This window comes from Serratia sarumanii, from assembly GCF_029962605.1.
GTDB lineage: Bacteria > Pseudomonadota > Gammaproteobacteria > Enterobacterales > Enterobacteriaceae > Serratia > Serratia sarumanii.
Genome location: NZ_CP124750.1, coordinates 368,814 through 390,264, shown reverse-complemented (window position 1 = coordinate 390,264; position 21,451 = coordinate 368,814). Strand labels below are relative to the sequence as shown.

Sequence of the window (21,451 nt, the reverse complement as noted above, 5' to 3'; positions counted from 1 at the left end):
CTAAAACTCAAACTGATAGAGCAAATCTAATGCCTGGTCGAGACCAGACACCGCTTCAAGATACAACTTAGGCATCAGGCGATAACGCAACGTCAGCGTGGCCAAGGAGTCGAAGATGCCCACCCCATATTTTACTTGTAAGCCTGGGAGAACATAGCCGCTCACGACAACCTGGGAACTGTCGCCAACCCCCTGAGTGTCCAGAGCCAAATTACTTACGCCGAATGCCTCGCCGATTTTACCCACAAGTTGACCACTTTGTGCAACCCCCATGCCGATTAACATCGAGGTCATGGCGTTGCCGTCGGCGCCGGAGCTGCTCAAGCCCTGGCCGCGCAGCAGATAAGACAGGGCTTCCTGTTGCGATTTGGCCGGATCGGAGAACACTTCCAGCTTCGGCGCATCCGCCAGGCCGGTCACGCGCACGCCGGCGGTCACATCGTCCTCGGTGGATTCCGGGTTGCGGATCGCCTCGATATTCAGCAGCGGCTGATCCGGCGGGCCGGAGAACATCAGCTGCCCTTTACGCACGATCAAATCCTGACCATAAGCATGGAAGCGGCCGGAAGGGATGTCAATCTGGCCGTTAAGGCCCAGCCCTTTCTTGTCCTGCACCACCTTCAGGTCGCCCTTCAGGCGGGCCTTGAGACCAAAAGCGTCCAGCCGCACGTCATTGCCGACGTGGATCATCAGATTGCTGTTGATCGGGATCGAGGCGGTCTTCGGTTGAATCGGCTTCAGCTGGTCGTCCAGCATCACCTCGTCGGAAGAGACTCCCACCGCGCTTTCCGGCAGCTCCTGCACCGTGATGCGCGCCCACGGAATGTCGACCTTGCCGTTGAGCGAGAACAGCTGCGGCGTGGCTTCGAACACCAGATCCGGCGACACGTCGATGCGGATCATCGGCGGCACCGTCACCCGCAGCTTATCGCCCTTGGCGGCAATGCGCGCACGCCAGGCGTTGATATCACGCCAGTCGGCGTCGCCCGCCAGATTCAGCTGGCCGCGCGTGGTGCTGAGCAGCCCTTCCAGCGTCGAGGTCATGCCGTTGAAATTCACCGCCAGCCGCGCGTCGGTCATATCGAACGGCATCCAGTGCCCCTGCACCTTCGCCCGATCCAACGCCAGGCGCCCGAACACCAGCGGCTTCTGCGCGCTGCCGCCCAGGCGCAGGTTGGCGTTCAGCATGCCCGCCGCGCTTTCGCCCTTCATCAGCGCCGGGTTGATCAGCGCCAGTGAGATGTTGGTGATATTGACGTTGCCGCTGATGGTGCGCCGCACCTGCGGATCCGCCACCTGGATATTGCCGTCGAACTGGCCGTTGTTGGTCAGCTTGATCCGCCAGTCGGCCAGCGCGCGACCGTTGTTCAGGCCGGCGTTGAGGGTCAGCGTGTCGAAGGCGATCGGCAGCGCGTTGCCCTGCACCTGCTGCACCACTTTGACGCCGTTGCCGGCCAGCGTGACTTTCGCCTCCGGCAGCGCGCCGCCCGGTTTCCAGCTGACGTCGGCCCGGCCGGTGAACACCCCGCTCAGGGCAGTTTCCGGGCCGAGGAACGGCTTGATCATCGCCAGATCGAACCGGTTGAGCACCACGCTGGCCTGGCCGCTCTGGCCGGCTTCAATGGTCTTGGGCACGCACAGCTCGGCGTTCGGGTTCTGCCAACAGTGCGGCCCGACGCTGATTTTCTGCTCGGTGTTCAGGTAGTCCAGCGCGATGGCGCGCGTCAGGCGCCATTCCCCGACCGGCGTATTGAAGCGAGTGTTGTTCAGATTGCCGCGCCAGCGCTGCTGCTGGCGATCGAAACTGCCCTGCAGCGCCAGCTGGCCGGAGACCGGTTTGCCGTCGATCTTCAGCTGCAGCTGGTGCTGCTTCTCGCTGCCCTTGGCGTCGAGGGTCAGCAGGCTGACCTCCAGCGCATCCTGCTTCAGCTGCTCGACGCGTACCGCCAACTGCCCCTGAATCTGATCCGTGGAGCGCACGTCGCCGTCTATTTTCACGCGGTTGATGCGCAGCGCCTGCCACTGCAGGCCGGATGCGGTCAAATCAGCCAGCAGCTGCGGCGCCTGCAGATTGCCGCGCAGCTTCAGCAGCCCTTTGGCGGTGCCGCCCAGGCCCGGCAGCGCGCCGTCCAGACGCGGCGCGTCGATGTTGGCGTCCAGGTTCCAGCTCTTCTCGTCCAGCTGCCCTTTGACGTTCAGTTGGTTACGCCCCAACGCCAGATCGATGCCGGGGATTTTCCACTGCCCGGCGGCGTTGCCGCTCAGCGTACCGCGCGCCGTGACCTTGTTCTGCTTCACGTTGCCGTCCAGCTGCAGCACCGGCACCTGCAGCTGCCAGCTGCCGCCGTGCAGGCTGCCGCGCGTGGTGATCTTGCCGTCGAGTTTCGCCGGCCATTCCGGCCACTGCTTGGCGGTATTGATGCCGCTCAGCGTCAATTGCGAGGTCCAGCTGATGGCCTTGCTCCAGTCCACCAGCGCGGTGAGATCGGTATTGCCCTGCAGCGCAGCCAGGCGCAGGCGCTCCAGCTTGAACTGCTCGACGTTGCCTTTGCCGTCCAGCGTCAGCACCGCAGGCGGCAAGTCCTGGCCTTTCAGATTGGCGCGCGTCGACAGCGCGTAGTCGGTCGCCTTGCCGTTAAAGCGCAGGCGGAAATCGTTGACCTGATACTGCGCCTCGCCGCTCAGCGGCCATTTCAGCTGCTTGCTCTGCAACGTCAGCGCCAGCGGCAGGCCGGCTTCGGCCAGCCGGGTTTGCACATCGAGCTGGGCGCCGACCGGGCCGGACAGGTTCAGCGCCACCTTCAGCTCGTCACGCAGCCCGCCGCCGACGTTCAGCTTCACCTTCTCGCCCTTCAGCGGTTCGATGTTCAGCGCGCTGTTGGCGGTCAGGGACACCGGCCAGTCGCCGGTCAGCGTTGCCTGCCCCTGCAGCGACAGCGTGCCCTGCGGCGACTTCACGTCGAAGTTGTCCAGCTGGATATGTTGATCCTGCGTGCTGGCCTGCAGCAACAGGCTCGTGATCAGCACGTCGGTATCGCCGGTCAAGCGCAGCTGTTCGCCACTGATCTCTTTGACGGTGATATCCAGCGGCAGGCGGATGTCCGGCAGATCCGGCAACAGCGGTTTGGCGAACAGTTCCTTCAGCGTTTCGCCCAGCGGCTTCTCTTCCGGCTGAGGTGCCGGCTTCGCCGCGTCGGTAACCTGCTCGCCGACCTTTTTCGCCACCTCGACCGCCGGCTGCACCGCTTCCGGCAGCGGGTTTTGCGGGGTTTTCGGCAATGCGATCAGCAGCGAGCCGATCTTGGTCGGCATCAGCGTCAGCGCGCGCTCTTGCCACTGCGCGCCGGTGCGGAACTCGGCCAGCGAGATGGCGGTGTCGTCGACGGTGACCTTGACGTTGTTCAACGCCAACAGGCGCAGCGTGATCGGGTAAGGCGTGCTGAGATTGGTGATCGGCTCACTGCTCTCCTCCACCGGCGCGGAAGGCGCCATCTCTTTGGTGTTCACCGCCACGTCCACATCCTGGGCGGTCAAGGCATTGACGCACAGCGAGCTGCGCTTAAAGCAGGAGAGATCGAGCGACAGATGGAACTGCCCGGCGTTGACCGTCACGCCCGGCATCTGATACTTCACGCCCTTCAGCGTCAGATCGCGCCAGCCGCCGCTGACGCCGGCGATCTCCAGCCCCGGCACCCAGCGCGCCGCGCCGTTGATGACCATATGCAAACCGGTGGTGGTGCCTATCAGGAAGGCCAGGCCGCCGATCAGCAACAGCAGAACGACCAGAAATCCGAGACAAATCTTTTTAACCAGGCTCATAGTTCAGGCCCCAAACCGATGTAGAACTGCATCCCGTGGGTGTCCTTGTCTCCCACAGGCGCGGCGATATCCAGCTTCACCGGCCCCACCGGCGACTGCCAGCGCACGCCTACGCCGGCGCCGGTCTTGAAGTTGCTCTTCTTGATATCGTTCACCGCTTCACCGGAGTCGACGAACATCGCCCCCCACCATTTGCCGGTCACGTTGTATTGGTACTCCAGCGAGCCGGTCAGCATCTTGGAGGCGCCGGTCAGCTTGCCGTCGTCACCGCGCGGCGAGATGTCTTTGTACTTGTAGCCGCGAATGCTGCGGTCACCGCCGGCGAAGAAGCGCAGATCCGGCGGCACCTTGTCGAAGTCGTTGGTTTCTATCCAGCCCACCTGCCCGCGCGCCACAAAACGATGCTTGTCGGCCAGGGTGCGGATCCAGACGTTCTGCGCCTGCATCAGCGCAAAGTCCACGCCGGAGCCCCAGGAGGTGTCGGACACGTCGATAGAGTAGCGCTGGCTGTCGCCCCAGGTCGGCATCAGACCGCCGCGCGAACGGGTGCGGCTGAAGCTGACGCCGGGATACAGCAGCATGGTGGTGTTGCTGACGTTACCCTGGGTAAAGTTATCCCAGCGCCAGGTCAGGTTGATCGCCCGCTGCCAGCCGCTGGAAAGATCCCAGTTGCGCGAGGCCACCACTTTGGAGGTGACGGACTTGGTGTCGTTAAGATCGACGTTCTTGAGGCCGCCCTGCAGCAGGTAATACTGCTCCAGCGGGTTCTTCAGCAATGGGATTTTGTAGGTCAGATCCAGCTGCTGCTCCGGTGCCGACACGCTGGCGCTGGTTTCCAGACTATGCCCGCGATCGTTGAGCCAGGGCTTTTTCCAGGTGCCTTTCACCCGCGGGCCGACGTCGGTGGAGTAGCCGATACCGGTTTCGACGGTGTTGCGCGTGCGCGGCGTCACCAGCGCGTCCAACGGCAAAATCTTGTTCTCTTTGGCATCGTTGAAATCAGGGGATACCACCACCGAGTTGAACCAGTTGGTGGCGGACAAACGGCGGTTCAGCTCGGCCAAATCCTCCGAACTGTAGTAATCCCCCTGATGAAAGGGCACCAGATTTTGCAGATAGTCTTCGCGGATTTGCGAACCGGTGAATTTCACCTTGCCGAAGCGGTAACGTTCGCCGCTGTTGAAATCGATATCCCAAAACGCCTTGTGCAGATCTTCGGCCACGCCGAGTTGGCTTTTGGTCATGTCGGCGTCGAAGTAGCCTTTGCGCAGCGCCAGGCCGGTGAGCGAGCCTTTGAAACTGTCATACTTGCCGTGGTTGAGGATCTCGCCGATGGTCGGCCGCCCCTTCTTCACCAGCGCCAGGTAGTCCTCATCGGTCTTCGCGCCGCCTTCCAGCACGATGTTGGCGCCGGCGATACGCACCGGTTCGCCCGGATTGACCTTGGCGTGCAGCACCGGGCGCGACATCCCCGGCCGATCGTCCAGCGTAAACTCGATGGTCGGCTGGTAATAGCCGAGCGCGCGCAGCCCCTGGCGCACCGCCTCATCCACCCGCGCGCGGAAGCGCCCGTCGGTGCCGACCTCTTCAGGCGTGATCGACGACAGCCGCACCCGGACGTTTTTTTCCAACTCTCCGCTTAACCCCTCCACCTGCAAGCGCACGTTGGCCGCATAGGCCGCAGGTGCCGCAAGCAACACAGATATCAAGCACATGACCGGGTACTTTGGCACGTGTTCTCCTTATTGATTTTACTTTCCTGTTATGGTGTTCGCTCCGGGGCCAGGGCAGACTCCGCGCTATCATGACGGCAGCCCTCTTCAACCTTGTTCCGGACGCCGCCCGCCGCGCTTGCCACCACCGCGCAACAGGCGAATTCTTCACTTTTGGCGCTCAAAATACTGCGTTAAGCTTATACATAAACTCAACTTGCCACTTATTGTGGGCAAAGACGCGGTGAGATACAACCGAACCGCCCCCATGTAGGGTCAATTCTTACTGTGACAACAGGAGTCAACCGTGGTGCCATTTTTTGATAAATCACAAACCGTCGATAAGGCAAGCGCGCTGCCTGGCCGCACCACGCCAATGCCTGTCGCAACGCTCAACGTGGTCACTGAACACTCGATGACCCAGGTGCCGGCAGGCATGGAGGTGGCAATCTTCGCCATGGGCTGTTTCTGGGGCGTTGAGCGCCTGTTCTGGCAGCAGCCGGGCGTCTACAGCACCGCCGCCGGCTACAGTGGCGGCTACACGCCGAACCCGACCTACCGCGAAGTGTGCAGCGGCCAGACCGGCCACGCCGAAGTGGTGCGCGTGGTGTTCGATCCGCAGGTCGTCAGCTACAAACAGCTGCTGCAGGTGTTCTGGGAAAATCACGATCCGGCGCAGGGCATGCGCCAGGGCGGCGACGTCGGCACCCAGTACCGCTCGGCGATTTATACGCTGAGCCCGGAGCAGCAGGCCGAGGCGGAAAGCAGCCTGCAGCGCTTCCAGCAGGCGATGGAGGCGGCGGGCGACAAGCGCGTCATCACTACCGAGATCGCGCCGGCGCTGCCGTTCTATTACGCGGAAGACGATCATCAGCAGTACCTGTTCAAGAATCCGGAAGGCTACTGCGGGCTGGGCGGCATCGGCGTTTGCCTGCCGCCGCAGGGCTGATCCGATGCCGGCCGGCGGCACTTTTTTAACCGCTGGCGGCCCCTGTGGGGCAACTGCTATACTGTGCGGGCCGCTTCTGCGGCCCGATAGCTTCCCTTCTGGTTGTTATCGCTGCTTTTTTTACTATGTACTACCCTTCCTCAAGAGCGCCGGCATCCCGTCGGCACGTATGGATAGATTATGTTAAACAGTATTTTACTGATTCTTTTTCTGATCGCGGTGAGTGCGTTCTTCTCACTGTCGGAAATCTCTCTGGCCGCCTCGCGCAAGATCAAACTGAAGCTGATGGCGGACGAAGGCAACGTCAACGCCGCCAGAGTGCTTAAACTGCAAGAAACCCCAGGCATCTTCTTCACCGTGGTGCAGATCGGCCTGAACGCCGTGGCCATCCTCGGCGGTATCGTCGGCGACGCGGCTTTCTCTCCCACCTTCAAGGTGTTGTTCGATCGTTTCCTGTCGCCCGAACTGGCGGAACAAGTCAGCTTCATCTGCTCCTTCGTGCTGGTGACCAGCCTGTTTATCCTGTTCGCCGATTTGACCCCGAAGCGCATCGGTATGATTGCACCAGAGACGGTCGCCGTCCGGATCATCAACCCGATGCGTTTCTCCATCATGATCTTCCGCCCGCTGGTGTGGTTCTTCAACGGCATGGCCAACCTGATCTTCCGTATGTTCAAGCTGCCGATGGTGCGCAAGGACGACATCACCTCCGACGACATCTACGCGGTGGTGGAAGCCGGCGCCCTGGCGGGCGTGCTGCGCAAGCAGGAACATGAGCTGATTGAAAACGTGTTCGAACTGGAATCGCGCACCGTGCCGTCTTCGATGACCTCGCGCGAAAGCGTGGTGTACTTCGACCTGCGCGAAAGCGAAGAGAGCATCAAGGAGAAGGTCTCGACCCATCCGCACTCCAAGTTCCTGGTGTGCGACGGCCATATCGATCAGGTGGTCGGCTACGTCGACTCCAAAGACCTGCTGAACCGCGTGCTGGGCAACCAGAGCCTGGTGCTGAGCAGCGGCGTGCAGATCCGCTCGGCGCTGATCGTGCCGGATACGCTGACGCTGTCCGAAGCGCTGGAAAGCTTCAAGACCGCCGGCGAAGACTTCGCGGTGATCCTCAATGAATATGCGTTGGTGGTGGGCATCATCACCCTCAACGACGTGATGACCACGCTGATGGGCGATTTGGTCGGCCAGGGCCAGGAAGAGCAGATCGTGGCGCGCGACGAAAGCTCATGGCTGATTGAGGGCGGCACGCCGATCGACGACGTGATGCGCGTGCTGGATATCGACGAGTTCCCGCAGGCGGGCAACTACGAGACCATCGGCGGCTTTATGATGTATATGCTGCGCAAGATCCCGAAACGCACCGACTTCGTCAAATACGCCGGCTACAAGTTCGAAGTGGTGGATATCGACAGCTACAAGATAGACCAGCTGCTGGTCACCCGGCTGAGCGACAAACCGGCGGCGGTGCTGCCGAAAGCGCCGGAAGACACCCCGTAGCTTGAGGCGATAAGACAAAAACATCAGCGGCCCCATCGGGGCCGCATTTTTTTACCGCTGTCAGCGAGGTGTTCACCCCATCTCGGCCTGCAGCAGCAGCACCTGACGGTTCACTTCAGACATCACGCTGAAATGGCGCTTGTCGCGAATCTTCGGCGGCAGGATTTTCCCCTCGTCGAATTCAAATGCGCCCACGTCCTTGATATACAGCCTTCCGCGAAACAGGGTCTTAACGTACTTCGCCACTTTCAAAGGGTTATAACGCTGGAAGATTCTCATTCTTTTACGCTCCTCCCGTTGATCCATGCGCTCAGCGAGCCGCCAAAGGTGGCAGCCTCGAAATTCAGAACGCAACTTGATTGCATGTAGTAGACCCAGTAAAGACCAGATCGTTCACTTCTGCCCGGTGATCTGCACTGGATTTACACTTTTTGACAGAATTGTATATGATAATTTATAACGTTTTCAGGATATCCCTTCAAAATCTGATGATTAGCGAACCAAGGGAAAATCTGCGATCCGGTTAACAGGACAGACCTCTTATCACATCCTATGCTTTAGGCTGTCGAAGTGCTGTCGCACAAATTCCCCCCATTACAAGGAGAAAGCATGAAAACAAGTCGCATGCTGATGGTATCCCTGCTGCTCGCCCCGCTTTTCGCTTCCGCGCACAACTTCCAGCTCCAGCAGCGCGTGGCGCCGGTCGGCGTCAGCGACAAAGGAGAGCTCAATTACGCTGAAGGTAATTTTAGCTACCAGAACTGGAACAGCGCGCAGCTCAGTGGAAAAGTGCGAGTGATACAACATATTGCCGGCCGCAGCTCCGCCAAAGACATGAACGACCCACTGATTGAAGCGATCAAGAAGGCGAAGCTACCACACGATCGTTACCAAACGACGACAATCGTCAACACCGACGATGCCCTGATGGGCACCGCGATGTTCGTGCGCAGCAGCATTGAAGACAGCAAGAAGGAGTTCCCGTGGTCGCAGTTTATCGTCGACAGCGACGGTAACGTGCGCAAGGCCTGGGATCTGCAGCCGAAAGGCTCCGCCATCGTGGTGCTGGATAAGCAAGGGCGCATTCAGTTTGCCAAAGACGGCGCGCTGACGCCGGAAGAGGTGCAGCAGGTGATGTCCAAGCTGCACCAGCTGTTGGCGAACTAACTCAGAACAGCGACACCCGGAAGCCGGGGTTGAGGAAGGATTCACGCGGGGTATAGAGCAACGGCTTGCCCTGCCAATCGTGAATTTGCGCCCCGGCGGCCACCGCCACCGCATGCCCTGCGGCGGTATCCCAAATGTTGGTCGGCCCGAAGCGCGGATAGAGCTGCGCCTTGCCTTCCGCCACCAGGCAGAACTTCAGCGAGGAGCCGACGGACACGGTCTGGTGCTCGCCCAGCTGCTGCAGATAATCTTTCAGCTCGTCGTCGATATGCGAGCGGCTCACCACCACCAGCGGCGGATGCGCGTTGCTGACGCCGATCGCCTGCCGCACGCCCTTCTCTTCTTTCCAGGCCTTGCCGCGCTCCGCCAGATACAATACGTCTATCGCCGGCGCGTACACTACGCCCATCACCGCCTGCCCCTCTTCAATCAGAGCGATATTGACCGTGAACTCACCGTTGCGGTGCAAGAACTCTTTGGTGCCGTCCAGCGGATCGACCAGCCAGTAACGCGTCCAGCTGCGGCGCTCTTCCCACGCCGGCGGATCTTCTTCCGACAGCAGCGGCACCTCCGGCGTCAGCGCCGCCAGGCCGCGCTTGATGATGTGATGCGCCGCCAGATCGGCCGCCGTCACCGGTGAATCATCTTTTTTCTGTGCGACATCAAGCGGTTGTTCACCGTCGTACACCGCCATGATCGCCGCCCCCGCCTCGCGGGACAGTTGGCAAATTCGCTCTAACATCATGCACCTCAACTCTGCATCTCCGTGGGAAATTTCCCTCTGTCTCTGCTAGCAGACTAGTTTTTTTTACGCCGAATATCCATCTCAACCGGCTAACCCCCGGGAATTCCTCAGATCTTGTTGGGCACAACTGTGAACTTCCCCGCGTTACCTGCCGCCGTTTTCTGCCACACTTCACAGTTTACTGTGGCAAGCAATGTTAATTACATTTCCCTCTGCGATAACACTCGAATAATGAAATGGAGAGCCCCCAAATGATGAAGCATCCACTGACGCTGTCCGCGCTTGCGCTGCTGGTGTGCGCCTCGGCGCAGGCGGCCACCGTCGATCTGCGCGTGCTGGAAACCACCGATCTGCACAGCAACATGATGGACTTCGATTACTACAAGGACACGCCGACCGACAAGTTCGGCCTGGTGCGCACCGCCAGCCTGATCCAGCAGGCGCGCCAACAGGCTACCAACGCGGTGTTGGTGGACAACGGTGACATCATTCAGGGCAGCCCGCTCGGCGACTACATGGCGGCCAAGGGGTTGAAGCCGGGCGACGTGCACCCGGTCTATAAGGCGATGAACACGCTGGACTACGTGGTCGGCAACATCGGCAACCATGAATTCAACTACGGGCTGGACTACCTGAAGAACGCCATCGCCGGCGCCAAATTCCCGTACATCAACGCCAACGTCGTCGACGCCAAAACGCAAAAACCGCTGTTCACGCCGTACATCATCGTCGATACGCCGGTGAAAGACCGCGACGGCAAGGCGCATACGCTGCGCATCGGCTACATCGGCTTCGTGCCGCCGCAGATCCTGGTGTGGGATAAAGCTAACCTGCAGGGCAAAGTGACGGTGGACGACATCACCGCCACCGCCAAGCGCTACGTGCCGGAAATGCGTAAACAGGGCGCCGATCTGGTGGTGGCGATCCCGCATTCCGGGCTGTCCAGCGAGCCTTACAAGGCAATGGCGGAAAACTCGGTCTATTACCTCAGCCAGGTGCCGGGCATCGACGCCATCATGTTCGGCCACGCCCATGCGGTGTTCCCGAGCAAGGACTTCGCCAACGTCAAAGGCGCGGATATCGATAAAGGCCTGCTGAACGGCGTACCGGCGGTGATGCCGGGCCAATGGGGCGATCATCTCGGCGTGGTCGACTTGCAGCTCAACAACGATGGCGGCAGCTGGAAAGTGACCGCCGCCAAAGCGGAAGCGCGGCCGATCTACGACAAAGAGAACAAGAAATCGCTGGCGGCGGAAGACGCCGCGCTGGTGAAAGTGTTGGCGGACGATCACAAGGGCACGCGCGAGTTCGTCAGCCAGCCGATCGGCAAATCCGACGGCAACATGTACAGCTACCTGGCGCTGGTGCAGGACGATCCGACGGTGCAGATCGTCAACAATGCGCAGAAGGCCTACGTTGAACATTACATTCAGGGCGATCCGGATCTGGCCGATCTGCCGGTGCTGTCGGCGGCGGCGCCGTTCAAGGTCGGCGGCCGCAAGAACGATCCGGCCAGCTTCGTCGAAGTGGAAAAGGGCCAGCTCACCTTCCGCAACGCCGCCGATCTCTATCTCTACCCCAATACCCTGGTAGTAGTAAAGGCCAGCGGCAAAGAGGTGAAAGAGTGGCTGGAGTGCTCCGCCGGCCAGTTCAACCAGATCGACGTCAACAGCGCCAAGCCGCAGGGCTTGATCAACTGGGACGGCTTCCGCACCTATAACTTCGACGTGATCGACGGCGTCAACTACCAGATCGACGTCAGCCAGCCGGCACGCTACGACGGCGAATGCCAGCTGATCAACGACAAGGCGGAGCGCATCAAGCAGCTTACCTTCAACGGCAAGCCGATCGATCCGAACGCCACCTTCCTGGTCGCCACCAACAACTACCGCGCCTACGGCGGCAAGTTTGCCGGCACCGGCGACAAACACATCGCCTTCGCTTCGCCGGATGAGAACCGGTCGGTGCTGGCGGCCTACATCAGCGCCGAAACCCAACGGCACGGCGCGGTGCATCCGCAGGCGGACAACAACTGGCGTTTGGCGACCTTCAACAGCCAGCAGCCGCTGGATATCCGCTTCGAGACTTCGCCGTCGGACAAAGCGACAGCGTTTATCAAGGAGCACGCTCAATATCCGATGACCGCCGAGGGCAATGACCGTATCGGCTTCGCGCTCTATCGCATCAATTTAAGCGCGAAATAAATAATCACCCGGCCGGGGCCATCTCCCGGCCATCTTCGCTATTTTCCCACTGGCGCACTCTTTAAATTGCATTTAAAATGCATGTTATAAAATTCCTTCGTTTAAAGAGGCACTACCATGGATTACCGCAACCAATCCCTTGGCGCGCTCGCCATCGCCATTCCCCGGGCATCCCGGCTGTTTCGCCAGCATCAGCTGGATTTCTGCTGCGGCGGCCGGCAGTCGCTGGCGCGCGCCGCCGAGCGTAAAGGGCTGGACATCGACCAGTTGGAGAACGCGCTGGCCGCACTCGCCGCCACGCCGGAACAAAGCCGGGACTGGCGCACAGCGCCGCTCGGTGAGGTGATCGATTACATTCTGCCGCGCTTTCATCAGCGGCACCGCGAGCAATTGGCTGAACTGGTGCTGATGGCGGAAAAAGTCGAACGCGTGCACGGCGACAAACCCAGCTGCCCGCGCGGGTTGGCGAAGCAGCTGAACCTGATCCGTCTGGATCTGGAGAATCACATGATGAAAGAGGAACAGATCCTGTTCCCGCTGATCAAACAGGGCATGGGGCCGCAGGCCGCCGGACCGATCTCGGTGATGGAGCATGAACATGACGAGGCGGGTGAGCAGCTGGAAGTGGTGAAGTTCCTCACCGATAACGTGACGCCACCGGAGGGCGCCTGCACCACCTGGCGAGCGCTGTACACCGGCATCGATGAGTTTATCGGCGATCTGATGGAGCACATCAGCCTGGAAAACAATCTGCTGTTCCCGCGCGCGCTGCGCGGCGCATAAAATAAGGGCGCCACGAAGGCGCCCGGAGCAATCCTCGGTGGGATTACAGGATTTCCAGCAGCTCGACGTCGAACACCAGCGCGCTGAACGGCGGGATGGACGCGCCTGCGCCACGCTCCCCGTAGGCCAGGTTATGCGGGATATACAGCTGCCATTTGGAGCCGACCGGCATCAGGGTCAGCGCTTCGATCCAGCCTGGGATCACGCCGCTGACCGGGAATTCTGCCGGCTGGCCGCGCTCGACCGAGCTATCGAACACGTCGCCGTTGATCAGACGACCGGTGTAGTGCACGCGCACACGGTCCTGACGGGACGGGATCGGGCCGTTGCCCTGCTCCAGCACGGAGAACTGCAGGCCGGACTCGGTCAGCGTCACGTCGTCGCGCTTGGCGTTGTCGTCCAGGAATTTCTGGCCTTCAACGGCCATCGCCTGCTGGCGCTCGCGGCGCACCGCGTCCGCACGCTCGTGGATTTCACGCAGCGCGCGGTGCACCACGTCTACCGGAACCGCCGGGGCATTCCCTTCCAGCGCGTCACGCAGGCCCGCCAGCAAAGCTTCCGGTTGCAAACCTTCCAGCCCGGACTCTTGCAGCTGCTGGCCGACCTGTAAACCAATCCCGTAACTTGCTTGCGCTTCAACGCTGTCAAAAGAAGGGGTTGTCATGGGGTTTTCCTTAAGTCTGTAAAAAGTCGAAAGCGCAGCATAACAGCGCGTCAATGCCGGGTAAAATCTTGTGTGGAGAATGATGACTTTTGTCGTAGAAAAAGAAACAATAACCTTCTGTTAACGCCCGCAGCCGCAAACCGCGGTTCTGCCGCTCAGCCGCCTTTCGCTTCAATCAGTTAGCGGACTATACTGAAAGCAGGATATCGGGCAGGCGACGCGCTTGCCGCGCCGCGCTCATTATTTCGCCGTCGAAGAGAGGTCACCATGGGCAGAATCGCGCCCAGGAGAAGGAAAACCACCCGCATCTACCAGCCGCTGCTGCGCACCTGGCTGAACGTCAGCCAGCGCCTGAAACCGGGCGCCGCACCCACGTCTGAAGGCGCGGAACCGCCATCGGAGCCACCGCCGGCCAACGACAAAATGCAGCAGGTCAAAGCGCTGCTGGCCAAAGTCTGGCATCTGCCGGACGGTTTCCATTGGATGGAGCCGCTGCCCTACTTTCACCGCCGCTGGGTGCTGATTTTCGGCGCTATCCTGCTGCTGGCCCTGCTGTGGCCCTATTCGCCCGAAAGACAGCCGTTCCCGGTATCCCAGCAGGAAACCAGCGTGCCGCTGCAGGCCGAGCGGCAAAACGGCGGCGGCGCCACTCCAGCCAACGAACCGACGCCGGCGGGCAACTGGCAGCGTTACCAAATTCAGCCCGGCCAGACCCTGGCGCAGCTGTTTCGCGACAACAATCTGCCGGTGAATGAAGTGTTCGCCATGGCGCAGGTGGAAGGCGGCGACAAGCCGCTGAGCAACATGAAAGCCGGCCAGGAAGTGCGCATCGAACGCGACGCCAACGGCGTGATTAACGCGCTGTCGGTGACCACAGTGGACAACAGCCAGGTGCTGTTCCGCCGCCAGGCCGACGGCAGCTACCGCCGGGAACGTTAACCTCTACAGCTGCGCCAGCAAAAACTCGCGCAGCACCACGCCCTGGTTGTGCTCGGTATCTTTGCTGCCATACAGCAGCGTCAGCGCTTGCCCCTGCCGTAACAGCGCCACCAGCGGCCGCCAGGCGTCGTTGGCCGCCAGCTGTTGGCGATAACGCGCCTCGAAGACCGCCCACTGGTCGGTATGCTGATGGAACCACTTACGCAGTTCGTCATCCGGCGCCACCTGTTTCAGCCACTGCACGCCCGTCAGCCGCTCCTTGCTGATGCCGCGCGGCCATAGCCTGTCTATCAGATAACAGTGTTCCGGCGCCGGCGCGCTGAAATCGTAAACCCGCTGTAGCGTAATCTTTGCCATCGCACGCTCTCCTTTTTATCCCGTCTTCAAGCGTAGCGCGTTTTGCCGGGCGCAGAAAAGCAAAACGCCAGCGCGAGGCTGGCGTTTTAACCGGGTTAACAGCAGCGTAAATTACGCTTCTGCAACCACAACTACATTCAGCTGTGCGAACACGTCGCTGTGTACCTGGAAGTGCACTTCGTGCTCGCCAGTGGTACGCAGAACGCCGTTCGGCAGACGAACTTCGCTCTTGGCAACTTCAACGCCTGCCGCAGTCACTGCGTCAGCGATGTCGCGGGTGCCGATAGAGCCGAACAGTTTACCTTCGTCGCCAGATTTGGAAGCGATGGTGACTGAACCCAGTTCGTTGATCTTGGTTGCGCGAGCTTCAGCAGCAGCCAGAACGTCAGCCAGTTTGGCTTCCAGTTCAGCACGGCGTGCTTCGAAGAACTCAACGTTTTTCTTGGTAGCAGGAACAGCTTTGCCCTGTGGTACCAGGAAGTTACGAGCGTAGCCCGCTTTAACGTTAACTTGATCACCCAGGCTGCCCAGGTTTGCTACTTTATCAAGCAGAATAACTTGCATTACCTTATCCTCTCAAAGTCGTTAATGGACAGTGGCCGATTACTGATGACGATCAGTGTACGGCAACAAAGACAGGTAGCGCGCGCGCTTGATAGCACGGGCCAGCTGGCGCTGATATTTTGCACGAGTACCGGTGATACGGCTCGGTACAATTTTACCACTTTCGGTGATGTAGTTTTTCAGCGTAGCGATGTCTTTATAGTCAATCTCTTGAACGCCTTCCGCGGTGAAACGGCAGAACTTGCGACGACGGAAATAACGTGCCATTTGGCTAGTCTCCAGAATCTATCAATTCAATCTGCTCGGCATGCAGAACCAATTTGCTCAGCCCGTTGCGCCCTTGATGGCAGCTTACAAAGCCTTGCACGGTAATCTGACTGCCGACCGTTAATCTTTGAGTTAGTGCTTGTGACTGTTGTCCGCTGACAACCACGGGCATTCGGCACCATGCTTGTCTGCTGAATCCGGCTTCCGTCTGCTGCGAACGGTGCTCTAGCACAAATTGGCAGTGCGGTATCCCGGAAGGACTCACTTTTCGAACCGGCGCCTTGCACACAGTGCCCGACAAAACCAGACGATTAGCCGTCACGGCGGCAATTACTCTTCAGAATCCCCAGCATCTGCATCATCTGCGGTTTCGTTAGCGAAGTCTTCGCGGCGATCGCCACGACGTTCGTCTTTCGCTTTAACCATCGGAGATGCTTCAGTTACCGCGTGCTTAACGCGCATAACCATGCTGCGGATAACGGCGTCGTTGAAGCGGAAGTTAGTTTCCAGCTCATCGATCGCTTCCTGCGGCGCTTCAACGTTCAGCAGAACGTAGTGAGCCTTGTGCAGTTTGTTGATCGGATAAGCCAGCTGACGGCGGCCCCAGTCTTCCAGACGGTGAATCTGACCTTGCGCGTTAGTGATGGTAGCACTGTAACGCTCGATCATGCCCGGAACCTGTTCGCTTTGGTCAGGATGGACCATAAAAACGATTTCGTAATGACGCATCGAATTGCTCCTTACGGATTATTCAGCCTCCTGTCAGGGTCAACCGCGGCCCATGGAAGCAAGGAACGTGTTTAGTGTGCGGCTGAAAAATGACGCGTAATCATACTGACGCAGGGCGGGAAACTCAAGGACTGCGTGGGTTTTATTCGCGTTAATGCGAGGCGTTATGGGAAATAGCACGATTTGCTCGTGGGAGAACCTATGTACGCCGATCCATCGGTTTCAAAAATCTTTCAATGAAATCAGCGCTGAGTCACAAATCTATTTCACTTTTTTTGAAAGAGGCCATCAAAAGACCCCGCTTTTTAATCCGCCGCAACGGACTAAAATTAACCATATCCGCCGCAGACAGCGCGACGAAAAAGATTCCAGGTTATTCAATGCAGATAAATGACTTTTTGCCGCAGCGACACTCGCTGTCAGGCCGTAACGGCAAAAAGTAAGAGAGGCACTATGAAACGCATCATTCTCGCAACGGCGCTGGCCGCCCTGTTCTCCGCCAACGTAATGGCCGCCACGGAGATCACGTCGCACCAGGCCGATCAACGCCAGAGCGTCGGCTTCGTCACCCTGAACCAGAACGTGGTTTCGCCGGATGACGCCAGCAGCCAGGTCAGTAAAATCGCCGATCAACGCGGCGCGACCTCTTATCGCATCATCGCCCTGCACGAACCGGGCGACAACAGCACGATGCACGTCAGCGCCGAGCTGTATCGCTAAAGAGACAAGCCACGCCAGGGAAATCCCCAGGGCTTCATCAGAAAGCCCGTTCAGTCCGCACCGGAGCGCCGCTCGTTGGGCGCTCCGCTTTCCTTATCACAGCTTGAGCAGCGCCGGCATGCTGAACGCCTTGCCCGGATTGTGCAATTGCAGCGCCGTCCGCAGATAGTTCGTTCGCGTTTGCAGCAGCTCTGCGCTTTCCGCCAGCGTCGCCCGCTGTTCGAACGAGAGCGCACCGGCTGCCGCGGGGTGAGTGGGCGCCGCTTTCGCCGCGGAGGCGAACAGCGCCGTCACGTTTTGCATCGTCTGCACGGTGATGCGCGACAGCGGATTCGCCTTGTTTTGCCGCGCCTTGCCGTCGGCGGCTCCCAACATCTCGCTGAAGGCCGCTGAGTTAAGCTCGGCGCGTGCTTTCATCGTTCCCATTAAACCGGCCGCACTGCCGATGTTTTTTATCATGCCCTTTGCTCCTTGCTGCCCTGAAAGAATTCACGCTGGCATTCTCCCCTTTATTCGGCCAAACGATGGCCGAAACAGCAGGCACAGAGCGGTGCAATTCCAGGCATCGCGCCAGGATGCGTATTACAGCTCGCGGCGGAAGAAGTCGGCCGTGGCGGACAGCGCCAGCGGCGTGATGCGGTGCTTCACCCCCGGTTCGACGAGCGACGTCAGACGGCTGCCCGCACCTTGCCGGCGCAGTTCAGCCGCCAAACGCAGGCTGTCCGCCGCCGGCACCACGTCGTCCGTCTCGCCGTGCCACAGCAATAGCGGCCGCCCGGCGATCGTCTCCAAACGCCCCTCCAGCTCATATTCCGCCAGCACGGCGGTGCGCGCCGCAAACGCCGCCGGCGAGAGCGCCTCGCCCTCTGCGCCCAACGGCGGATACAGCGTTTGCGCCAGCGAACGGTAATAGCCGGAACCCATCAGGCTGGCGGCCGCCCGGACCCACGGGAAGCGCGCGAAGGCGCCAAGCGCGGTCATGCCCCCCATAGAGGCGCCGGCGACGCCGATACGCCCGTCGGCAATCAGGCCAAGCCGCTCGAAGTGCGCCTTGATCTGCGGCAGCTCGTCGATATTGCTGCGCAGGATCTCCCAAAACGTGGCCAGACGCCGCGCCTCATCGCCGTCGAACCGCTCGCCGTGCCGATCGGCATCCGGCAATACCACCCGAAAACCGACGCGCGCCAGCGCACAGGCGAAGTAGGCGTACACCTCTTTCGACGAGGTATAGCCGTGACAGAAGAACACCGTCGGCAAGGGCCGGTGATAGTGCCCTGCGGGGACGGCATGGATCACCGCGATATCGCCCGCCCGCTCGTCATGAATTTCGATCATCCGTTCATCCTCAACGCACCTGTTGGCATTCATCATGACAAACTTGCGCCAGCCAGCGTTAGCTCAATCTGTTCCAGCTTATATTGCGTTACACTGAAGCCATCTACCGGCTATTCCGAGGTCATCATGACGCTTGTCCGTACACTCATCATCCTGACGCTGGCCGCACAGCTTTCCGCCTGCGGCATCATGACCACCACGCCGAAACCGCCGCCGCCGCCCACCGCACAGGCGCAGGAGATCGTCCGCGCGCAGACCGCCGAGCTGGTGAAGATAGGTACCGTCACCGCCGTAGTGCGCGGCAGCCCGATGGACGTGGAAGCGGAGATCCAGCGTAAGGCCACCGCCGCCGGCGCCCGGTATTACGTGATCATCATGAACAGCGAAACCGTCGTGCCGGGCCAATGGTATTCCCAGGCGATCCTGTATCGGTAAGGCGGGGATTTTTTAAGCAGATTTACACTGGCTTTGCACAGGCTGAAGTAGGGTGTTGCACACTGGCGGACAGCATGCCGCATGTTGCGGGTGCGATTCAGGATCTGACGAAGGGGAACGCCATGAAACGCTCCACCGCACTCACCTCCCTCCTGCTTTCAGTAGGGCTGCTCAGCACCGGCGCACAGTCCGCCGAACTGGCACCCGCCGATCGCGTGACGCCGCTCAGTGAAATCGCCGAGATCACCTTTAACGATCTGCCCGGTTCACCGCAGGAGGCGGAGCAGGCCATCGCCCGCACCGCCGGCCAGCACGGCGCCAGCTATTACCGCATCCTGCGGATGGAAGAACAGGCGCACCCGCTTGGCTGGCGCGCCTCGGCCATCTTATACCTTTAGTAGCTCATGCAAGCCGCATTCAACACGCCGCCGCTGACGGAGACGCCCCCCAGGAAAATCCCGGCGGCCAGGTGGTTCGCTTCGATCTTGTCGCTGATGCGCGGCATGTAGATCTTCACGGCCGCGAACAGCAGCAGTTGCACCACCAGTGCCACCACGCCCCACAGCAGGTAATCCAGCAGGCTGATCGAGTTGATCGCCGCGCTGGCCAACGGGATCACATACCCCAGGCAAGCGCCGATGAAAGCAAAGGCGGCGGATTGGTTATCGGCCTTGATCAACGCCCATTCGTCGTGCGGGGTGATGCGGGTATAGACGAACAGAAACACCAAAACCATGGCGAAACCGCTGAAGAAGTAAGAGGCGAACGCCGCCAACGCGCTGAGAATATCCATGTGCATTTTCCTGTCAGAGTGAGACTGAATTAAAAAGGTTTTCGCCGCCGCGCGCCACCCTTTTCCCTAACCACCGATGGCGCGGTTCAGCAGCAGTTCGCACACCTCGGCCGACAGCAGACTCTCGCCGCGGTGATCCAGCGCCAGATGGCACCAGGCGTCGGCTACCTGCGGGCTGGCGTGCTGCAGCAACTGCGCGGCGCAGCACAGATCGAACAGCTGCTGGGTCAGCAGCCGCCCCATCTTCTCACTCGGTTGCCGAGCGCGCTGCTGCCACTGCCGCCAGGCATGATCGAACAACCGATTCTGGCCGCGCACCGGCTGCAGTTCGAACTGCAGCATCTCGAGCGCACCCGGCAGTTTGTGCAGGCTGCGCAATACGTCCAGACACATGATGTTGCCGGAACCTTCCCAGATGCTGTTGACCGGCATCTCGCGATACAGGCGCGGCAGCTCGCTCTCTTCGCAGTAGCCGATGCCGCCCAGCACCTCCATCGCCTCGGCGATGAACGGCATGCCCTGGCGGCAGATGCTGTATTTGGCCGCCGGGGTCAGCAGGCGGCTGTAGATCAGCTCGCCCTCATTGCTGCGGCTCTCCCAGGCGCGGGCCAGCCGGAACAGCAACGCGGTATGCCCTTCCAGCCGCAGCGCCATGCGCGCCAGAACCTGACGCATCAGCGGTTGTTCGATCAAGAGCTTGCCGAACGCCTGCCGCTGCAGCGCATGATACAGCGCCACCGACAGCCCGCGGCGCATCAGGCCGTGGCTGCCGAGCGAGCAGTCGAAACGGGTCAGGCCGCCCATCTTCAGGATATGCCGCACGCCGTCGCCCTCCTCCCCCAGCAGCCAGGCGGTGGCGTCCTGAAATTCCACTTCGCTGCTGGCGTTGGAACGGTTGCCCAGCTTGTCTTTCAACCGCTCCAGGCGAATGGCGTTGCGGCTGCCGTCCGGCAAAATGCGCGGCAGGAAGAAGCAGGACAACCCGCCTTCGGCCTGCGCCAACACCAGGTGCGCATCGCTCTGCGGCACCGAGAAGAACCACTTGTGCCCCACCAGCCGGTAGGCTTCACCCGGCCCGCGCGCGCCGAGCGGCGCGGCGGTGGTGGTATTGCTCAGCACATCGGAGCCGCCCTGTTTCTCCGTCATGCCCATGCCGATCAGCAGGCCGCGCTTTTGCCCGCCAGGCAGCAGGTGAGCGTCATAACGATCCGACAACAGCGGCGTCAGCCAGGAGCGAAACTCGGCCGGTAACGCCTGCAGCAACAGCGGCGTAGCGCCGAAGGTCATGGTCACCGGGCACAGCGTGCCGGCCTCGACCTGCGCATGCAGCATAAAGCGCGCGGCGCGCGCCACGAAGGAACCGATGCGCGCATCCTCCTGCCAGGGCAGGTTGTGCACCCGGTTGGCGATCAGCCCCTGCATCAGGATATGCCAGGCGGGGTGAAAGCGAACGTCGTCCAGCCGCTGGCCGGTGGCGTCGTAGCGCAGCAGCTCCGGCGGGTTGGCATTGGCCAGGCGCCCCAGCTCCAGCGACTCCTGGGTGCCGAGCTGCTGGCCCAGCGAGGCCAATACCTCGGCATCCCAGCCGCCCTGCTCGCGCTGCAACGCTTCGCGCAGCGGCGTATCGGAGAGAAACAGGTTGCTGTTGCCCAGCGGCTTGGGTTGGTTAAAAACGGTGTGCGTAGTCCAGACCATGAGAGTGCTCCCTGAGAAAAGCGTCAGGAGTAAGTATGGTCGGCGCAGAGATTTCTGCCGCAGGCGGG

The 21,451-nt window shown here is 60.6% G+C and carries 23 protein-coding genes; 9 read left to right on the top strand and 14 right to left on the bottom strand.

The window, feature by feature from the left end; translation table 11 throughout:
* Both tamB and tamA read right to left on the bottom strand, forming a co-directional pair.
* Positions 1-3,819, bottom strand: a complete 3,819-nt coding sequence (gene tamB / locus SSARUM_RS01775) for an autotransporter assembly complex protein TamB (RefSeq protein ID WP_060430735.1) — start codon at positions 3,817-3,819, stop codon at positions 1-3.
* A complete protein-coding gene (gene tamA, locus SSARUM_RS01770) occupies positions 3,816-5,534 on the bottom strand; it encodes an autotransporter assembly complex protein TamA (RefSeq protein WP_194243329.1) in 1,719 nt (572 codons plus the stop codon). Before tamA ends, tamB begins: the two co-directional genes overlap by 4 nt.
* A gap of 304 nt (positions 5,535-5,838) precedes the next feature.
* Between tamA and msrA the strand changes: the two genes are divergently transcribed.
* Positions 5,839-6,480 carry a peptide-methionine (S)-S-oxide reductase MsrA gene (msrA, locus tag SSARUM_RS01765; protein WP_033648689.1) on the top strand — a complete coding sequence of 214 codons (642 nt, stop codon included), beginning with the start codon at positions 5,839-5,841 and terminating at the stop codon, positions 6,478-6,480.
* Positions 6,481-6,660: 180 nt separating this feature from the next.
* On the top strand, positions 6,661-7,986 hold the full coding sequence (gene paeA, locus SSARUM_RS01760; RefSeq protein ID WP_033636802.1) for a polyamine export protein PaeA: 1,326 nt from the start codon (positions 6,661-6,663) through the stop codon (positions 7,984-7,986).
* Positions 7,987-8,058: 72 nt separating this feature from the next.
* On the opposite strand, the gene SSARUM_RS01755 is transcribed toward paeA, so the two are convergent.
* Complete coding sequence (locus SSARUM_RS01755) at positions 8,059-8,265, bottom strand: DUF1107 domain-containing protein (RefSeq protein ID WP_033636801.1); 207 nt, start codon at positions 8,263-8,265, stop codon at positions 8,059-8,061.
* 330 nt (positions 8,266-8,595) lie between these two features.
* Between SSARUM_RS01755 and SSARUM_RS01750 the strand changes: the two genes are divergently transcribed.
* Positions 8,596-9,153 (top strand): YtfJ family protein, encoded by a 558-nt coding sequence (locus SSARUM_RS01750; RefSeq protein WP_033636799.1) that lies wholly within the window; start codon positions 8,596-8,598, stop codon positions 9,151-9,153.
* 1 nt (position 9,154) lies between these two features.
* Here the strand turns inward: SSARUM_RS01750 and cysQ are convergent, their stop codons facing one another.
* Complete coding sequence (cysQ, locus tag SSARUM_RS01745; protein ID WP_033638653.1) at positions 9,155-9,895, bottom strand: 3'(2'),5'-bisphosphate nucleotidase CysQ; 741 nt, start codon at positions 9,893-9,895, stop codon at positions 9,155-9,157.
* 254 nt (positions 9,896-10,149) lie between these two features.
* On the opposite strand from cysQ, the gene SSARUM_RS01740 reads away from it, so the two are divergent.
* Positions 10,150-12,102, top strand: a complete 1,953-nt coding sequence (locus SSARUM_RS01740) for a bifunctional 2',3'-cyclic-nucleotide 2'-phosphodiesterase/3'-nucleotidase (RefSeq protein ID WP_060430733.1) — start codon at positions 10,150-10,152, stop codon at positions 12,100-12,102.
* Between the two features lie 117 nt (positions 12,103-12,219).
* Positions 12,220-12,885 carry an iron-sulfur cluster repair protein YtfE gene (ytfE, locus tag SSARUM_RS01735; RefSeq protein ID WP_033648691.1) on the top strand — a complete coding sequence of 222 codons (666 nt, stop codon included), beginning with the start codon at positions 12,220-12,222 and terminating at the stop codon, positions 12,883-12,885.
* A 43-nt stretch (positions 12,886-12,928) separates the two neighbouring features.
* Here ytfE and fklB read toward each other — a convergent pair whose 3' ends face one another.
* Positions 12,929-13,549, bottom strand: a complete 621-nt coding sequence (fklB, locus tag SSARUM_RS01730) for an FKBP-type peptidyl-prolyl cis-trans isomerase (protein WP_004933618.1) — start codon at positions 13,547-13,549, stop codon at positions 12,929-12,931.
* 267 nt (positions 13,550-13,816) lie between these two features.
* Here fklB and SSARUM_RS01725 point away from each other — a divergent pair, with 267 nt between their 5' ends.
* Positions 13,817-14,488: an OapA family protein gene (locus SSARUM_RS01725; protein ID WP_033648692.1), complete on the top strand. Its 672-nt coding sequence runs from the start codon at positions 13,817-13,819 to the stop codon at positions 14,486-14,488.
* Positions 14,489-14,491: 3 nt separating this feature from the next.
* On the opposite strand, the gene SSARUM_RS01720 is transcribed toward SSARUM_RS01725, so the two are convergent.
* From SSARUM_RS01720 to rpsF, 5 genes are all read right to left on the bottom strand, one after another.
* On the bottom strand, positions 14,492-14,845 hold the full coding sequence (locus SSARUM_RS01720) for a DUF488 domain-containing protein (RefSeq protein ID WP_033648693.1): 354 nt from the start codon (positions 14,843-14,845) through the stop codon (positions 14,492-14,494).
* Between the two features lie 111 nt (positions 14,846-14,956).
* Positions 14,957-15,409: a 50S ribosomal protein L9 gene (rplI, locus tag SSARUM_RS01715; protein WP_004933629.1), complete on the bottom strand. Its 453-nt coding sequence runs from the start codon at positions 15,407-15,409 to the stop codon at positions 14,957-14,959.
* Between the two features lie 39 nt (positions 15,410-15,448).
* Positions 15,449-15,676 (bottom strand): 30S ribosomal protein S18, encoded by a 228-nt coding sequence (rpsR, locus tag SSARUM_RS01710; protein WP_000135199.1) that lies wholly within the window; start codon positions 15,674-15,676, stop codon positions 15,449-15,451.
* A gap of 4 nt (positions 15,677-15,680) precedes the next feature.
* Positions 15,681-15,998 (bottom strand): primosomal replication protein N, encoded by a 318-nt coding sequence (gene priB, locus SSARUM_RS01705; protein ID WP_004933632.1) that lies wholly within the window; start codon positions 15,996-15,998, stop codon positions 15,681-15,683.
* Positions 15,999-16,006: 8 nt separating this feature from the next.
* The gene (gene rpsF, locus SSARUM_RS01700) at positions 16,007-16,405 is read right to left on the bottom strand and encodes a 30S ribosomal protein S6 (protein ID WP_004933634.1); all 399 of its coding nucleotides are present in this window, start codon (positions 16,403-16,405) and stop codon (positions 16,007-16,009) included.
* 453 nt (positions 16,406-16,858) lie between these two features.
* Here rpsF and SSARUM_RS01695 point away from each other — a divergent pair, with 453 nt between their 5' ends.
* A complete protein-coding gene (locus SSARUM_RS01695; protein WP_033636793.1) occupies positions 16,859-17,125 on the top strand; it encodes a YdgH/BhsA/McbA family protein in 267 nt (88 codons plus the stop codon).
* Positions 17,126-17,221: 96 nt separating this feature from the next.
* Here SSARUM_RS01695 and SSARUM_RS01690 read toward each other — a convergent pair whose 3' ends face one another.
* Entirely contained in the window at positions 17,222-17,584 is a 363-nt protein-coding gene (locus SSARUM_RS01690; RefSeq protein ID WP_033648694.1) for a hypothetical protein, read from the bottom strand.
* A 123-nt stretch (positions 17,585-17,707) separates the two neighbouring features.
* The gene (gene yjfP / locus SSARUM_RS01685) at positions 17,708-18,460 is read right to left on the bottom strand and encodes an esterase (RefSeq protein ID WP_033648695.1); all 753 of its coding nucleotides are present in this window, start codon (positions 18,458-18,460) and stop codon (positions 17,708-17,710) included.
* A gap of 126 nt (positions 18,461-18,586) precedes the next feature.
* Between yjfP and bsmA the strand changes: the two genes are divergently transcribed.
* On the top strand, positions 18,587-18,895 hold the full coding sequence (gene bsmA / locus SSARUM_RS01680) for a biofilm peroxide resistance protein BsmA (RefSeq protein WP_033648696.1): 309 nt from the start codon (positions 18,587-18,589) through the stop codon (positions 18,893-18,895).
* Between the two features lie 122 nt (positions 18,896-19,017).
* Positions 19,018-19,293: a YdgH/BhsA/McbA family protein gene (locus SSARUM_RS01675; protein WP_033638652.1), complete on the top strand. Its 276-nt coding sequence runs from the start codon at positions 19,018-19,020 to the stop codon at positions 19,291-19,293.
* On the opposite strand, the gene SSARUM_RS01670 is transcribed toward SSARUM_RS01675, so the two are convergent.
* A complete protein-coding gene (locus SSARUM_RS01670) occupies positions 19,290-19,688 on the bottom strand; it encodes a DUF350 domain-containing protein (RefSeq protein WP_033636787.1) in 399 nt (132 codons plus the stop codon). The two genes, SSARUM_RS01675 and SSARUM_RS01670, sit on opposite strands and share 4 nt — an antisense overlap.
* 66 nt (positions 19,689-19,754) lie before the next feature.
* Entirely contained in the window at positions 19,755-21,383 is a 1,629-nt protein-coding gene (locus SSARUM_RS01665; RefSeq protein WP_043148252.1) for an isovaleryl-CoA dehydrogenase, read from the bottom strand.
* Positions 21,384-21,451 lie beyond the last annotated feature (68 nt).

Bases quoted from the DNA above. Each gene is read 5' to 3' on its own strand.
- tamA (WP_194243329.1), bottom strand. From the start codon at position 5,534: ATGTGCTTGATATCTGTGTTGCTTGCGGCACCTGCGGCCTATGCGGCC.
- SSARUM_RS01725 (WP_033648692.1), top strand. From the start codon at position 13,817: ATGGGCAGAATCGCGCCCAGGAGAAGGAAAACCACCCGCATCTACCAG.
- rplI (WP_004933629.1), bottom strand. From the start codon at position 15,409: ATGCAAGTTATTCTGCTTGATAAAGTAGCAAACCTGGGCAGCCTGGGT.
- SSARUM_RS01690 (WP_033648694.1), bottom strand. From the start codon at position 17,584: ATGATAAAAAACATCGGCAGTGCGGCCGGTTTAATGGGAACGATGAAA.
- tamB (WP_060430735.1), bottom strand. From the start codon at position 3,819: ATGAGCCTGGTTAAAAAGATTTGTCTCGGATTTCTGGTCGTTCTGCTG.
- yjfP (WP_033648695.1), bottom strand. From the start codon at position 18,460: ATGATCGAAATTCATGACGAGCGGGCGGGCGATATCGCGGTGATCCAT.
- rpsR (WP_000135199.1), bottom strand. From the start codon at position 15,676: ATGGCACGTTATTTCCGTCGTCGCAAGTTCTGCCGTTTCACCGCGGAA.
- paeA (WP_033636802.1), top strand. From the start codon at position 6,661: ATGTTAAACAGTATTTTACTGATTCTTTTTCTGATCGCGGTGAGTGCG.
- SSARUM_RS01750 (WP_033636799.1), top strand. From the start codon at position 8,596: ATGAAAACAAGTCGCATGCTGATGGTATCCCTGCTGCTCGCCCCGCTT.
- rpsF (WP_004933634.1), bottom strand. From the start codon at position 16,405: ATGCGTCATTACGAAATCGTTTTTATGGTCCATCCTGACCAAAGCGAA.
- SSARUM_RS01665 (WP_043148252.1), bottom strand. From the start codon at position 21,383: ATGGTCTGGACTACGCACACCGTTTTTAACCAACCCAAGCCGCTGGGC.
- ytfE (WP_033648691.1), top strand. From the start codon at position 12,220: ATGGATTACCGCAACCAATCCCTTGGCGCGCTCGCCATCGCCATTCCC.
- SSARUM_RS01670 (WP_033636787.1), bottom strand. From the start codon at position 19,688: ATGGATATTCTCAGCGCGTTGGCGGCGTTCGCCTCTTACTTCTTCAGC.
- SSARUM_RS01740 (WP_060430733.1), top strand. From the start codon at position 10,150: ATGATGAAGCATCCACTGACGCTGTCCGCGCTTGCGCTGCTGGTGTGC.
- SSARUM_RS01695 (WP_033636793.1), top strand. From the start codon at position 16,859: ATGAAACGCATCATTCTCGCAACGGCGCTGGCCGCCCTGTTCTCCGCC.
- fklB (WP_004933618.1), bottom strand. From the start codon at position 13,549: ATGACAACCCCTTCTTTTGACAGCGTTGAAGCGCAAGCAAGTTACGGG.
- SSARUM_RS01755 (WP_033636801.1), bottom strand. From the start codon at position 8,265: ATGAGAATCTTCCAGCGTTATAACCCTTTGAAAGTGGCGAAGTACGTT.
- bsmA (WP_033648696.1), top strand. From the start codon at position 18,587: ATGACGCTTGTCCGTACACTCATCATCCTGACGCTGGCCGCACAGCTT.
- cysQ (WP_033638653.1), bottom strand. From the start codon at position 9,895: ATGTTAGAGCGAATTTGCCAACTGTCCCGCGAGGCGGGGGCGGCGATC.
- SSARUM_RS01720 (WP_033648693.1), bottom strand. From the start codon at position 14,845: ATGGCAAAGATTACGCTACAGCGGGTTTACGATTTCAGCGCGCCGGCG.
- SSARUM_RS01675 (WP_033638652.1), top strand. From the start codon at position 19,018: ATGAAACGCTCCACCGCACTCACCTCCCTCCTGCTTTCAGTAGGGCTG.